Source organism: Alishewanella jeotgali KCTC 22429 (assembly GCF_000245735.1).
GTDB lineage: Bacteria > Pseudomonadota > Gammaproteobacteria > Enterobacterales > Alteromonadaceae > Alishewanella > Alishewanella jeotgali.
Genome location: NZ_AHTH01000037.1, coordinates 49,272 through 63,907, shown reverse-complemented (window position 1 = coordinate 63,907; position 14,636 = coordinate 49,272). Strand labels below are relative to the sequence as shown.

11 protein-coding genes are annotated in these 14,636 nt (G+C 52.0%); 2 read left to right on the top strand and 9 right to left on the bottom strand.

Annotated elements, in window-relative coordinates; all coding sequences use genetic code 11:
• Window positions 1-18: 18 nt before the first annotated feature.
• Genes AJE_RS10935 through AJE_RS10925 form a run of 3 tightly spaced genes read right to left on the bottom strand, consistent with a single transcriptional unit; the run spans window position 19 to window position 5,578 of the window.
• Window positions 19-1,914 (bottom strand): esterase/lipase family protein, encoded by a 1,896-nt coding sequence (locus AJE_RS10935; RefSeq protein ID WP_237709345.1) that lies wholly within the window; start codon window positions 1,912-1,914, stop codon window positions 19-21.
• Window positions 1,880-3,988, bottom strand: a complete 2,109-nt coding sequence (locus AJE_RS10930) for a putative bifunctional diguanylate cyclase/phosphodiesterase (RefSeq protein WP_008950892.1) — start codon at window positions 3,986-3,988, stop codon at window positions 1,880-1,882. The genes AJE_RS10935 and AJE_RS10930 overlap by 35 nt, the downstream gene beginning before the upstream one ends.
• Window positions 3,989-3,997: 9 nt before the next feature.
• The gene (locus tag AJE_RS10925; protein WP_008950891.1) at window positions 3,998-5,578 is read right to left on the bottom strand and encodes a methyl-accepting chemotaxis protein; all 1,581 of its coding nucleotides are present in this window, start codon (window positions 5,576-5,578) and stop codon (window positions 3,998-4,000) included.
• Between the two features lie 246 nt (window positions 5,579-5,824).
• On the opposite strand from AJE_RS10925, the gene AJE_RS10920 reads away from it, so the two are divergent.
• The gene (locus tag AJE_RS10920; RefSeq protein ID WP_008950890.1) at window positions 5,825-7,000 is read left to right on the top strand and encodes a GGDEF domain-containing protein; all 1,176 of its coding nucleotides are present in this window, start codon (window positions 5,825-5,827) and stop codon (window positions 6,998-7,000) included.
• A gap of 45 nt (window positions 7,001-7,045) precedes the next feature.
• Here AJE_RS10920 and katG read toward each other — a convergent pair whose 3' ends face one another.
• The 6 genes from katG to AJE_RS10895 all read right to left on the bottom strand — a co-directional run bounded on the left by katG (window position 7,046) and on the right by AJE_RS10895 (window position 13,691).
• Window positions 7,046-9,271: a catalase/peroxidase HPI gene (gene katG / locus AJE_RS10915; RefSeq protein WP_008950889.1), complete on the bottom strand. Its 2,226-nt coding sequence runs from the start codon at window positions 9,269-9,271 to the stop codon at window positions 7,046-7,048.
• A gap of 266 nt (window positions 9,272-9,537) precedes the next feature.
• Window positions 9,538-10,155 carry a TatD family hydrolase gene (locus AJE_RS10910; RefSeq protein WP_008950888.1) on the bottom strand — a complete coding sequence of 206 codons (618 nt, stop codon included), beginning with the start codon at window positions 10,153-10,155 and terminating at the stop codon, window positions 9,538-9,540.
• A gap of 31 nt (window positions 10,156-10,186) precedes the next feature.
• A complete protein-coding gene (locus AJE_RS10905; protein WP_008950887.1) occupies window positions 10,187-11,080 on the bottom strand; it encodes a ribose-phosphate diphosphokinase in 894 nt (297 codons plus the stop codon).
• 3 nt (window positions 11,081-11,083) lie between these two features.
• Window positions 11,084-11,224 carry a hypothetical protein gene (locus AJE_RS18560; RefSeq protein WP_008609439.1) on the bottom strand — a complete coding sequence of 47 codons (141 nt, stop codon included), beginning with the start codon at window positions 11,222-11,224 and terminating at the stop codon, window positions 11,084-11,086.
• 176 nt (window positions 11,225-11,400) lie between these two features.
• Window positions 11,401-13,095, bottom strand: a complete 1,695-nt coding sequence (locus AJE_RS10900; RefSeq protein WP_008609440.1) for a class I SAM-dependent methyltransferase — start codon at window positions 13,093-13,095, stop codon at window positions 11,401-11,403.
• Between the two features lie 98 nt (window positions 13,096-13,193).
• Window positions 13,194-13,691, bottom strand: a complete 498-nt coding sequence (locus AJE_RS10895) for a YqhA family protein (RefSeq protein ID WP_008950886.1) — start codon at window positions 13,689-13,691, stop codon at window positions 13,194-13,196.
• Between the two features lie 214 nt (window positions 13,692-13,905).
• On the opposite strand from AJE_RS10895, the gene AJE_RS10890 reads away from it, so the two are divergent.
• Complete coding sequence (locus tag AJE_RS10890; RefSeq protein ID WP_050858391.1) at window positions 13,906-14,583, top strand: HipA N-terminal domain-containing protein; 678 nt, start codon at window positions 13,906-13,908, stop codon at window positions 14,581-14,583.
• Window positions 14,584-14,636: the final 53 nt, after the last annotated feature.

Here is a 14,636-nt window from a genome sequence, read left to right as displayed (position 1 = left end):
GACACTGGCTGCCTGAGTTTAGTCAGGCAGCTCTGTTAAATGCTGGTACAGAATACGGCGGATCTCCAGAATCGCCGCCGAGGTTTCCTGCACACTGTGGCCGGAACGGATCACCATTTCTGACTCGGCACCAGCCAGACTGGCACTAAGATAAGGCACCACACCATCACTTTGTTGCTCCAGCGGTAAATTTGGCTGCTCGACACCGATAATGGAGTGATAACGTACTGCCGGATTAATTGGCAGCTTAGCCGCCGCCCGGATAAAAAGGTCTTTTTCACTGAGGTTTTCGATACTGGTAAAGCGCACCGCGCGCTGCTGTTCCTGATTATCCGGATCAGCCAGCAGCTCAGCGGCCTGAGCAAAACGTTCCAACACGGTGACCGGCAAGGTTATCAAGCCAGCTAACCAACGGGCGAGCCGGTAGTCGGCCACAGTAGTGCCCCGGTGTGGTGCAGCAATAAAGATCGCCCGGCTCACCCCAGGTAAAGCGCTAAAGGTCAGATCTTCCTGGAAGCGCTGAAAGAACAGCTGCTGTCGCCGCGAGTCCAGATGCCGCTGCTGACTTATTGATTGCAGGATATGATCGCCGGAGTCCGACACCAGCAATCGCGCCAGCACACCGCCCATACTGTGGCCGATAATCACCATCTCCGAAGCGGCGGCAGTCTTTCCCTCCGGATCAAAGTGTTGCAAGGTGCTAACAATGCGGGCATGCAGACTCTTTACATTTAACAACAACGGCAGGTTAGTTGGATAATAGAGTTGCCATAACTGATAGCGCTCGCGCAGCGCTTCATCCCCCAGCACTTCGTTCGCGGTGTTAACCCAGGCCTCCGGGCTACTGGCAATACCATGCAGCAACAGAATAATTTTCCGGTTGGGGTCAAAGGGCTGCAGCAAAAATAATTGCGGCTCGGCCAGGGCATCGCTGGCACCCATCAGGTTCCAGAATGCCTGGCGGGCAAAATCGGAGCGTGCCAGCCATAAGCCATAACCGGCGGTAAAATTCGCCGCCAGCGGCACCAGATTCCCGGCCACATAGAGCTCTTTTTGTTGCAGCGGATCCAGCAAATGCAAGGTGGCTTCCTTAGTCACTAGCACCTCCTGCAGGGTACCGCCACCAAAACTCAATAACGCCGTTACCACCGGTACCGGTAATTCGGCAAACCCCTGCTCAGTACGCCAATCCCGCCCCACCTTGGTATCGGCTACCATTTCGGCGCCTAAACCATCGCGGCGATACTGATTGCGTAAGCCTTTAAATGACAGACTACTGGTTGCCACCAACCGCTCTGGTAAAGCCTGACGCCGGAAGCGCTGATGTTGCAGCTGCGCCTGTACCTGCCAGTTGGTAGTGCGAAATTGTTGTTGCGGGTCTTGCAGCCAGTCACGTTCGCGCCCGGCGAATAGCAGGGTCGCAGCCTGTTGCGTAGCAAAATTGTAGTAGTCCCGCACCTGAGTCTGACGGTCGGCAAACAGGCGCCGGTAGGGAGCAACACCGGAATAAAACAGATAGGCATAAGCGTAGCGGGCGCTCATCAGGTAGGCATCGATTTCCGCCTGCGGATCCTGCCGCGGTGGTCGTACACCATTAATAGCTTCATACAACCACAGCTCGGCCATGGTCGACAGGCGCTGCTCAGTCGTCAGGCCAATGGCGGTCGTCAACATCTCTGCGCATTGCGCGGCCTGGCGCCGGCAACTGCGCTCATCCTGCCCCAGTATTTGCAGCACAGTGCCCGCGTACAGGCTGAGATCGCCGGTGGTCAGCACATCACCACGGCGCTGTTTCAGGTAATCACGGCTATCCATATCCGACACCGAGACCATCGCACAGCCATGTAACAACCCGAGGCTCAGCATGAGCCAGAACAACTTAATGCGTAACGGTGTGCCGGTGTAATGCAACAAAGTCTCCGCCCGGCACTGGCCGGCTGAAATAGAATCCCTGGTAATGATAACAGCCCAACGCCGCCAGCGCATCCCGCTGCGCCGCAGTTTCGACACCTTCGGCAATCACCCCCAGTCCCAAGGCAGCAGAGAGCGCTATCACGGTGCTGGCAATGGCAGCGTCATTGGGATCGTGCAGAATATCTGCCACAAAGCTGCGATCTATTTTCAGTTGCTCCAATGGTAGGCGCTTCAGATAGCTTAACGAAGAATAGCCAGTACCAAAATCATCCAGCGCAAAGGCAATACCGTACTGCTTGAGCGCCTGCATTTTGCTGATCACCTCATCAACCCGGGATACCAAAATGCTCTCGGTTAACTCAAATTGCAGCCGGTCACGGGCGACACTGTAACGATCGAGAATATGCATCACTTTGGGTAAGAAATTATCCTGATGAAATTGCCGGGCACTGATATTAATTGACAGCTTCAGTCCCGGCACCAACTGCTGTGCCTGCCAACGACTCAGCTGCTGACAGGCTTGCTCGATCACCCAACTGCCGATTTCAAAAATCAGGCCGCTTTCTTCTGCGATCGGAATAAAGCGTGCCGGACTGACGTTGCCAAGCTCCGGATGAAACCAGCGTAGTAAGACTTCAGCACCCAACAACTGCCCCGCAGCGTCGTGTAATCCCTGATAGTACAACTGCAGCTGCTGGCGGTTAATCGCTTCGCGCAGCTCACTTTCCAGTCGGGTGCGCTCCGAGGCTTTTACCTGCATCGAGACATCAAACTGCTTAATGCTGTTTTTACCGGCGGCCTTGGCCTGATACATCGCCAGATCTGCTTGCTGCAACAATTCATCAATACTGTGGTTATCATCAGAAAACAGCGTAATCCCTATGCTGGGGCTACTGACATAACTGAGCTGTTCCAGGGTGAAGGGGGTATTCAGCGTACTGCGTACCTTTTCTGCTACCAACTCGGCTTGCTGCAGCGCCACCTGCTTTAGCGGTGATAAATTCTGCAGCAGGATAATAAACTCATCGCCACCTAATCGGGCGACGGTATCATGCTGACGTACACTCTGCAGTAAACGACTAGCGACCTGGCGTAGTAACTGATCGCCGGTACTATGGCCCAGGGAGTCATTCAGGTGCTTAAAGTTATCCAGGTCAATATACAGCAAGGCACCCAGCTCCTCGCCTGGTTGGCGTTGCTTCAGGATATCCGCCAACCGCTGTTTTAACAGCCGGCGATTTGGCAGCTGGGTCAGCGGATCATAGAAGGCCAGCTTTTCAATTAACACCTCTGTCCTTTTGCGCTCAGACAGATCGCGGACCATACCAATAAATTTGTAGCTATCAACCCGTTCAATCCGGCTGATCCGCAGCTCCATATTAAATAAGCGGCCATCTTTACGCCGGCCTTTGGTCTCCCGGCTTTGGCCAATGATCTTCGCTTCACCGGTACGCTGATAAGCGTCAATATACTGGTCATGAGCACTGCGATAGGGTTCCGGCATCAGCATCGAAACGTTCTTGCCGATCACTTCTACCGGCTGGTAACCAAAAATACGGATAGCGGCGTTGTTAAAGGTTTCAATCAGCCCACCTTGATCAATAGTAATGATCGCGTCCAGGATATTATCGACAATTTCCCGATGCTGCATCGCGTATTCGGCCAACGCCTGCTCATGCAGCCGGATGGTACTGATATCATTAACGTAGCCGTGCCAGACCAAACTGCCGTCGCTTAGCTGGCGTGGCGTCGCGTGGCCCTCAAACCAACGGTAGTCACCTGCGGGATGCTGATAGCGGAATTGCAAACTCCAGGGGCTAAGATGCTGTGCTGAGTGGAGGATGGTGTCGCGTAAATCCTCCAGATCGTCCGGATGTACCCTGGCTAACGCCAGAGCCGCATTCTGCCGGATCTCGGTCAGTGCCATGCCCAGCGATTGGGCTGCGCTATCTGATACTAGCCTCAAACAAAAACAGCCGTTTGGTTGCCGTTCCAGCTGAAAGAAAAACCCCGGCACATTTTCCGAGAACAAGTTCAACAACTGCTGCAGATCCTGGGTGTTATATACCAGCATAACAGTTCCTTAAGTACTGCGCTGCCGGGACCAGAATTGCCGGGTTAAGGCGTCAAAGCCCTGCGTCACCCCATGCATTTCGTCGCTGGCATTAGCCGTATGTTCAGCATTGCTCAGGCTACGACTGGCCAGATCGCGGATACTGGTAACATTCTTACTGATGGTATCTGCGACATAACATTGTTGTTCGACTGCAGCAGCAATTTGCTGGTTTTGTGCGGTAATGTTATGAATGGACCCCAGTATTTGTTCCAGCTGCTGGGCCGTACTATGGCTAAGTTCAGCGCAACTGACCGCACCTTGCTGGCTTTGCCCAAGAGCGATAACCGCCTCTGCTGTAACCTGTTGCAAACGCGAAATTTTTGATTGAATGTCGCTGGTTGCTCCCTGAGTACGACTGGCCAGCAATCTTACTTCGTCGGCCACTACCGCAAAACCGCGTCCGGCGGCACCGGCCCGGGCGGCTTCAATCGCTGCATTTAACGCCAGCAGATTGGTTTGTTCCGCAATACTGCGGATCAATTCCAGGATCTGGCTGATATCAGTACTACTGGCTGCAACCGCCTGTACCAACTGTTCACTCTGACTAAGCTGCTGTTGTAAGCCTGTTGCTGCCGCCATACTCTGCGCGGTCACGGCTTTGCTGTGCTGAGCCTGGCGCAAGGCGTTATCGGCCGCATCGGACGACGAACGGGCACTGTCAGCCACTTCCTGCACACTGGCCGACAACTGATGAATGGCACTGGCAACTTGCTCTGTTTCGGCAAACTGGGCTTGAATTTCCTGCCTGGAGCCATTCACCGAACGGGTTAACTGCCCAATCCCTGCAGCCAGCGCAGTCGCCGAATCGGCTACCCGGCCCACCACGCCGGCGGTTTCAGCTTCCAGGCAGCGCAGCGCCAATTGCAGTTGCCCAAGCTCATCATTCCGGCCAGTATAAATATAGCGGGCAACCGCATCGTCAGTGATGCGACGGCTTTGCTCGCTTAACGCCTGTAACGGCTTTAGCCATTGCCAGCAAAGCATGGTCGAGAGCAACAGCCCCAATAACGGGTAAATCAGACTGGCCTGTGACCCGCTTAGCAGGGTAGCTACGGCAATCCCCACCAGCACTGGCATACTGCACAGCAGTAACAGTTGCCACCGCAGCGGCATCGCCGTCTTTAACTGTCTGAGAGTTTTACCCTGAATCAGTGCCTGATAAACCTGCTCAGCACGCTGAATGTGTTCCGGTTTTGCCTGGCGACGTACTGATTGATATTCGTTAACCTGCCCCGCCTGACAAATGGGTGTAACATAGGCATCCACCCAGTAATGGTCACCATTCTTACAGCGGTTTTTTACTATCCCCATCCAGGGCTGACCGCTTTTTATCCGCTGCCAGAATTGGCGAAATACGGCAGCAGGCATCGAAGGATGCCGGACAATATGATGATTCTGGCCAATCAGCTCTGCTTTATCAAAGCCACTTATCTCAATAAAGCATTGATTAACATATTTAATTTTACCGTGTAGATCAGTGGTAGAAAGAATATTCGCATCGGCGGGAACCGGTTGCTCACGTCCGGTAACGGGTAGGTTTTCTTTCATGCGGCGTCCTGCTGTTGTTTTTATTTTTGACACATAACCATGCTTATAATGTGGTTATATAGTGTTCAGTGGAGGCCGTCAATACCCACTTTAGATATAGGGTTATTAAGAAGCGCTATGGTAATCAGGATGCAGGCTGTTAAGATAATTGGCAGAATACTTATTGCAGTTAACGAAGATCAGACGATATAAATTGGCATCAACGCCATGCCTGTCCGGTCAGACATTCCCCAAATAGAGGTTGCCTTGCCGCTAATTATTCTGTCTCCACTGCTTTTGCTCCTGTTGGCACAAATTGCCTTTCCCGACCTGGCGCTATTTAGCCTACTGCCTTTTCCACAAACCGGTTATATCGCTCTGGCCAGCATTGGCCTGCTTAGCCTGCTGATGCGGCAAACTGAATGGTTTTACTGGCTGGCTCTGTTAGCCACTTATTTATGGCTCACGCAAAACACAGCAGCTACCAGCGAGTTGCCACTATTACCCTTGCTCTGTGCGCTACTGATGTTGCTTCTCGCCCTGATCCCCAAACCTTCACCGCTAAAACCATCCGGGCTGGCCTTGCTGCTGGCCGGACCTTTGTTATTAATGCTTGGTCAGTATTTGCCATTAGCTGCAGCACTGCAGCGGGCGGACTTACCCGCCGTCGTACTGCAAGCGCCTGTTAGCGGCAGCAGTCTGACCTGGTTACACGGCTGGTGCTTTAGTATTCTCGCTGGCCTTTGGTTGATTGCCATTAACCTTAAACCGCGCAAGGCAGCATATTGGGGCGAGTTTGCGATCTTTCTGGCGCTGGTATTAGACCTGGCCTTACCGGCAAGTACCGCTCTGGCAAACTGGCCACTGGTCGCCGCCTGTCTGGCGATCCTGCTGGCACTGGCGTTTCAGATGTTACATCTGGCCTATATTGATGAACTGACTCAACTGCCGCAGCGTCGCGCCCTGATGGCACACCTTAACCGCCTGGGACGAAACAGTGCAGTTTGTATGCTGGATGTCGACCACTTTAAGAAGTTTAACGATACCTATGGCCATGATGTCGGCGATCAGGTACTGAAATTACTCGGATCTATTCTGGGCAAGGTAAAAGGTCTAACCGCCTACCGCTATGGCGGTGAAGAATTTACGCTGGTATTTGGCCATAATAAAAAAGCGCTGCTGGAAGAAAAACTGGAAGAAGTAAGGCTGGCAGTTGCCGAGTACCCTCTGGTGATCCGTAACGATAACAGACCCAAAGACAGCAGCAGCGGGAAAAAAGCCCGCGGCAGCAGCGGTGCGGAGAAAACCGTCAACGTGACCATCAGTTTGGGTTGCTGTGTTAAACAAAAAGGCGAAACGCCAATGCAGCTGTTAAAACGGGCAGACGAGGCCTTATATGCCGCCAAAAAGGCCGGCCGCAATACCTTTGTATTAAAGATTTAACCGTAAAAAAGCCCCGACTGGCGGGGCTTGGTTATTAACTAAAACTTACTTCTTCAGATCAAAGCGATCTAAGGTCATCACCTTGTTCCAGGCGGCCACGAAGTCGCGAACAAACTTCTCTTTACCATCGTTCGCCGCATACACCTCGGCTACGGCACGCAGTTCAGCGTGAGAACCGAACACCAGATCAACCGGCGTAGCCGTGTACTTACGCTGACCACTCTTGCGGTCAAAACCGTCGTATAAGCCTTCCTGCTCAGCTTTCGCCCAGCGGGTAGACATATCCAGCAAGTTAACGAAGAAATCGTTAGTCAACTGGCCTGGTTTATCCGTGAACACCCCGTGCTTGCTGCCGCCGCTGTTGACATCCAGCACCCGTAAACCACCTACCAGAACGGTCATTTCCGGTACTGTCAGGGTCAGCATGTTGGCACGGTCAACCAGCGCTTCGGCCGGTGAATACATGGCATCGCTGCTATAGTAGTTACGGAAACCATCTGCTTTTGGCTCCAGCACGGCGAAAGATTCAGCATCAGTTTGTGCCTGAGTTGCATCGGTACGACCCGGAGTAAAGGGCACGGTAACATTAAAGCCGGCGTCTTTCGCCGCTTTCTCAATCGCAGCAGCACCACCTAACACGATCACGTCGGCCAGAGAGACTTTCTTGCCACCACGTAAGGTTTTGTTAAAGTCAGTTTGTACTTTCTCCAGCACAGCTAACACTTGTGCCAGCTCTTGCGGATCATTGGCGGCCCAGTCTTTTTGCGGCTCTAAACGTAAACGGGCACCGTTAGCACCACCACGCATATCTGTACCACGGAAGCTGGCAGCTGATGCCCAGGCGGTTTTCACCAGTTGCTGCACCGTTAAACCAGATGACAGCAGCTTGCCTTTCAGAGCATTAATATCACGGCTTTCAATCAGCTTGTGATCTACCGCTGGGATCGGATCTTGCCAAATCAACACTTCTTTTGGCACTTCAGCACCCAAATAGCGGCTCATTGGTCCCATATCACGGTGGGTTAATTTAAACCAAGCTTTAGCAAAGGCCAGTTCAAACTGCTTCGGATCTTCTTTAAAGCGCAGCGCAATTTCACGGTAAATTGGATCTTCTTTCAGCGCGATATCGCTGGTAAACATAATAGGTGCATGACGTTTACCTGGGATATGTGCATCCGGTACTAAGTTTGCAGCCTGACCGTTAGCCGGGATCCACTGAATCGCACCGGCCGGGCTCTTAGTTTGTACCCAGTCAAACGCAAACAGGTTATCCAGAAATTGCGTAGTCCAGGCAGTTGGGTTAGCAGACCAGGCACCTTCTAAACCACTGGTCACCGTGTCTTCAGAATGGCCTTTACCGCACTTACTGGTCCAGCCTAAACCCTGCTCTTCAATATCTGCAGCAGCCGGCTCTTTACCGGTACACTCAGACGGCTTGTGGGCACCGTGTGCCTTACCAAAGGTGTGACCACCGGCAATTAACGCTACCGTTTCTTCATCGTTCATTGCCATGCGGCCGAAGGTTTCGCGAATTTCTTTCGCTGAGGCCAGCGGATCCGGCACGCCATTCGGACCTTCCGGGTTAACATAAATTAAGCCCATCTCGGTTGCGCCCATTGGCTTTGCCAGCTCGCCTTTTTCGTTGTAGCGTTTGCTGTCGAGCCACTCTTTCTCTGAACCCCAGTTTACAATTTCTGCTTCCCAGTCGTCAGTACGGCCACCGGCAAAACCAAAGGTTTTAAAGCCCATAGATTCCAGCGCCACGTTACCGGTTAATACCATCAGGTCAGCCCAGGAAATTTTGCTGCCGTATTTTTGCTTAATTGGCCACAGCAGACGACGGGCTTTGTCGAGGTTGGCGTTATCCGGCCAGCTGTTTAACGGCTCGAAACGTTGCTGACCACCGTTGGCACCGCCACGACCGTCGAAAATCCGGTATACGCCGGCGCTATGCCACGCCATCCGGATCATAAAGGGACCGTAGTGTCCCCAGTCGGCCGGCCACCAATCCTGCGAAGTTTTTAGCAGAGTTTCAATATCTGCTTTAACTGCTGCCAGATCAAGAGTTTTAAACTGTTCGGCATAGTTATAGCCGGGGCCGTAAGGGTTATTCTCAATACTGTGTTGGCGCAGTGGGGCTAAGTTTAATTGCTCTGGCCACCAGAACTGGTTGTCAGTCATATTGCCTTTCGCCATGACAGCACCTGAACTCATTGCCAGGGTTACCGCGAGGGTGAGAGCCGATAAAATAGGACCTTTTTTACTTTGCATTTTTGTCACCTCTGGATTACACAGCGCCAAAACCGGCGCAAGTTCAACACCTGATAAGTATTAAAACTGGTCAACACCCAGCCGGCAGCCTATACCGGCACCGCCTTGGGTCTCAGTGTGTAAAGCCTAGTTGAAGTGAAAAAAAGGACAAAATAATTAAAAACGATTGAATCAATCTAAAAAAATGATACTTAAGCAAATGATGAACAATAATGCTGGCTCCAGCCCATTTCTGTCTCAGCGCCTGGCCAAAAAGCAGTATCTTTTTAGCTATCAGCCTGCAATACCACAAACTCCCTGGCACCAAGCTCTCTGGCCAGCGCGCGGATTTCACTGGCCTGTTTTACCGGGGCATAGGCAAAGCAGCTTACCTGTAATCCCGCTTCGGCTGCAGTATGGATAAACTGACACACTTCGGCAAAGCCGTATTGCTGTGGCTGTACCGCCTGTTGATAGGCCGGTGGATTCGCGGCCGGCAAATAGATTTCCAGCCGCTCGACCTCCAGCGCCACTAACTGCTGGCATAGCTGCTCTGCCTCTGCAGCCGGCACCAGGCCATAAGTCACCAGCGTAACCGGCACGCCATGGCGCTGTGCTTTAAAAGCCGGTAATACTTGTGATAGCAGCTCCAGAGCCAACAAAGGATCGCCACTGCCAGCAAAAGCAATACCTTGTAGTTCAAACTCGGTTGACGCCTGCTGCTCATAGCCATCCTGATAAGCCTGCGCTATCGCCGCCAGCAGGGCAGCGGCATCAGGCTTGGGATTGAGCGTCACCTCAAGCTCACCCTGCCCGGCTAACTGCAGTAAAGACTGCGCCGCTGGCAAGGCTGTGCCACTTTGTAAAGTCAGACGTTGTTGCTGGAAGTAACTCAATATACTCATTTTTTCTATTCCGGCATTAAGCCATATCGGATCAGCGGGTAAGTAGCTTGTTCAGTTCTGCTGCCAGCAGCGGCGCCATACTAATAGCATTGCTGGCATGGGCGATACAATCGGTACTCCAGACTTCGCCGACACCGGCGGCCTTAATCACCTCGAGCGCATCGCCGGCAAAGAGTGCATGGGTAACGGCCACATCGACTGAGGCAGCACCAGCAGCTAATAACTTGCTACAGGCGCCCGCCAGGGTACGGCCGGAGCTGGCGACATCGTCCATTAGCACCACATTGCGACCCTGCACCCTGATATCGGGTAAGGCAATATCAACCTGCGTATCACCATGCCGCACCTTGTTACAGACTGCATAATCACAATGAATGTGCTCAGCCGCCAGCGCCACCCATTGCAGGGCTTCGGCATCGGGGCCAATTAACAGCGGCCGACTATGTTTGCTGGCAATCAGCTCGGCCAAACGCGGCGCACCACTGAGTGCTATCGCCGCACCTTGTGGAATGGCTTCGCTTAATTCGCTGATACGGTGCAGATGCGGATCGACAGTAATAACGCCATCAAACAGCTCGGCTAAAAACTGGCCGATAATTTTCTGGCTGACAATTTCACCCGGATTAAAAGCAATATCCTGCCGCATATAGGCCAGATAAGGTGCCACCAGCCAGATTTTCTGCACGCCCTGTAACCGGGCATGACGGGCGATCAGCAGCAGCTCCACCAGTTTATCGTTAGGCTTATCCAGGCTTCGGTACAGCACCAGCTCACGGGGTACGGCTTCAGCAAGCGGCAGGGTAAGTTTTAACTCGGCATCGGGAAAATGATGCAGCTGATAACTGATTAACGGTAAACCGGCGGCGTCGGCTAAACGGTTCGCTGCCTGCACCTCGTCCGGTGCGCATAATACAAATACCGACATACTTTAATACTCCAACTGCAGTGGCAGCAGCAACTCAGGGGCGCCAATCCGGTAACCCAGGCTGCGCTGACAAGCCTGGCGGGCAAAGGCTAACTCGGTGGGGTAAGCCGCATACACCCGGTATAGCGCTTGTCTCTGTTCCACCTGCTCACCTAGTGGTAGTGGTTTTCGAAGTACTGGCAGGCTGGGCTTCGGTTACTGCTTTGGATGCGGTCATAAAAACTCACCAAAAACGATATCGAGTTTAATCTACTCCTGCTGCTATGGCAGTGCCAGTATTTTTGTCGCGCTAAGCTTGTGCCAGATCAGGATATGGCGGCTTACCATTCAGCGACTTGCAGCCGTTGTTTAATACCGACCATTTGTAGTTGCATCGCATACAGCACTTCGGCGAAATCCCGACAACCCGGGCTGATATTTGGCAGGGAAAGCCCTGCCTCGATAAAAAAACGTTGTTGTTCCGCATCGGTTTGCCAGGCTTGCCGCCACCAATCCTGAATATGGTTGGCGCAATGCTGCATCCGGCTTTGACTCGGTAGCCGGTCGCGCTTTTTGCGATTTTCGGCCTGACTGGCCGGCAGCAAATTCCACAGATCATTATTTGGCCAATAGCTAAAGGGTACACAGTGGTCAATATCAAAACTGTAGAGTGGCGTCCCACTCCAGACACTACATACCTGAGCACCGCTGCTACGCAGTCCTGCAACTTTCTGCCGCACCAGTCGAGTATCATGCTGCTGATCCAGCCAACGCAGCTGGTTATGATAGCTTTCGAGAGAGATTTGTCGCTCAGCATTACGTTGATACTTTTGCATCTCGGCAATCCATTGCTGAACCAGTAACGGCTCAATCCAGCAGCCGTACTGGCGGAAGCAATTCCAGAGATCCTCGCTTAAAACAAAGCAGCCGAAACTTGCCAGGAAATCGCGATCAATCAATAGATGGCTGAGTTTTGCTACTTTATGGCGCTCCATCCGGAATAGCGTATTACTCTTCTCGCCCTGCCAGATATAGGTAACAGGCCCCGCCTTTATGGTGCTGAGCGTATCCGAAAACAGTTGTTGCAGCGCCTGAGCTTCCTCACCGGTATAAAAGTTACCGATCGCGAAATCATCAGCGGTGAGTTTGGCAAGCTTGCCCCAGCCATCCGGCTTTACGAAACCTAAGCCTTTCGCCGGATCAGCGTTCTGCTGCATATCGCTATCGACCAGACGCTTAAACAAGCGGATCCAATATAAGGCAACTAAACCCAGTGCAATGCCTACCTGCCCATCTTGCCGGTCAATAACGGCGCCAGGATGCGCCTCGGCGATCCGCACCAGGGTACGTAATAGCGCCAGCTTGTAAGTCGAGGATTTGTTGTCGTTAACTACAATGTGCCGCACTTTACTCAGGCTGCCACTACCGTCATCCGGTAGCGTCAGTACCAGCGTCTGCCATGCAACATCAACCCGACCGCCGGCATCGGCAGTTCGCGCGGAGAGATGTTTAAGCACTAAACCAAATTTGCTGGCCAGCTCATTGATTTCATCTACCGAAACCGGATAAGCAGCCCGATGATCGCTAAAGTCGCCATAGCGCAAGCTGAGAACAAAGTGGCCGCCAGGGGCCAATAAGTTGGCTATTTTTCGAAAGGTGCGCTGCCGCTCTGACGGACTGATATGCATCCAGACTGCGCTCAGCAAAATAGTATTAAAACGCAGATTGAGCTGATAGGTCGCTTTCAGCTCCGGCAAACTATCAGAGAGCCATTGCACTTTGGGAGCCAGCGCGGCACTGGTTTTTAACTGCCCCAGCCGGCGCAGATCCTCTGCCGGCTCCACGGCGATAACCTGATTGCCTTGCGCGGCCAGCCAGAATGCATCTCGGCCACTGCCGGCACCGATATCGAGCACCAATTGTTCTTTCGGCCAGTAAGTTTGCCAACTCTGATGCACCTGTTCAAAACTTAGCGCATCATACTGGGCGGCAAAAAGCTCAGCTTGCTGATGATAAATATCGATAGTTTTGCTCATTGAGGATAGCTAAGCCGTTGTTGTCGCTGCTACTTTAGGTCTTTGTAGCAGCTACGCCCAGTCAGTGCAATCTTTGTCGGAAAATTTACCGGCTCACATTAAGAATGCCGCATCTGCTTTGCCGCAAATACACTGGCCAGCACCACTACGGCGATGGCCAGGCCAAAGTACAGGGTTTCCAGCGTAGCGCCGACTTCTACTGCTTGTTCCAGAAACAGAATCACCATAATGACGCTGGCGACCTGCATCAAGGTAATTTTTAGATCATGGAAGTTTTTGATATCCATGGCTTTGAGTAAGCCTTTGTCGAGATTGTCCACATCGCCCAGAAACAGCCGGTACAGGCCGGTGGCAATAATCTGAAAGGTTAATGCGATCAGTAAGATATCCAGTACTTTCAGCATTTTTACTGCCAACCTTTTGCCTAAATCGGCGGTATCGGGCAGTTGGCTTAGGGTTTCCCAAATAATGTTATACACAATCACCACACTGCTCAGATACAGCAAGCAAGCGGCGGCAGCACAAACCACTATCGTCAGTAGCACCAGAATACGGCTGCTTTGTAAGATTTTTTCCATCGGTTTTACCTTTAACATAGGTTTGCTCCGTTTACTGACGTTAGTAGCAACTTGGAGTAATAGTGGTGTGACAAGTTCCGGTGTACTTACGTTTACACTCACTCAATGACTAACTTGCTAGACAAAATTAGAAAAACCTTGGGTTTTTGACTAATATTTCAGACAAAAACCTACACAAATCCAGTTTTTGTCGGCTATATTAGACACCACCTCCAACTGGTAAGGATTTTCTATGCAACTTACCTTACAAGCATTTAACGATGGCCATTGGCATGATGCCTATCATATCAGCCTGGACAAACCGGAAGCTGGTCGGCTAGGTCGTGTAACATTACAGCCTCTGTTCGACTACGCTGCCTTGTACTTTGATGAAGCCGGGGCACGAAGCTTTTCAGCACTTTACCCTGTTAACCCTATGGATATCCATGCTTTCAAAAGTTGGCCGGCGATATTTGAAGATATTATGCCGATGGGCTATGCCCGGAAACTCTGGTTAGATCTGTTAAATTTGCAACAAGCGTCCAGCGCTCAACAGGATCTTGAGTTGTTAAAATCAGGTACTATCGCCCCCGTTGGTAATTTACGCTTGAAAGAATCAATAACGGCGTTGTCTGAGCAATTAGCTGATTTGCGCTTTGAGCAAGCCGCCGTTGTTGAACGTGATCATGACTTTTTAACCTATGCACGCCAACGAGGTGCCGTTTCGGGTGGCGCAACCGGTGCTGGTGGAGCTGCTCCCAAACTACTCGTGAGGCTTAACCAGCGGCGTGAAGTTTGGATCGACCCCTTGCAGTCTGATAACGAGCCTGATCTACATTATCTGGATATACGACTTTGCACCTATGAAAGCCGATCCAGAGATTGTGGTACGCACCACGAATTGGAGCAATCAAATCGAGAAAGCAGGTGATATCGCCTGGCTCGAATTATGCGAGCGTCTGGAGTGCTACGGCGATCCTGACG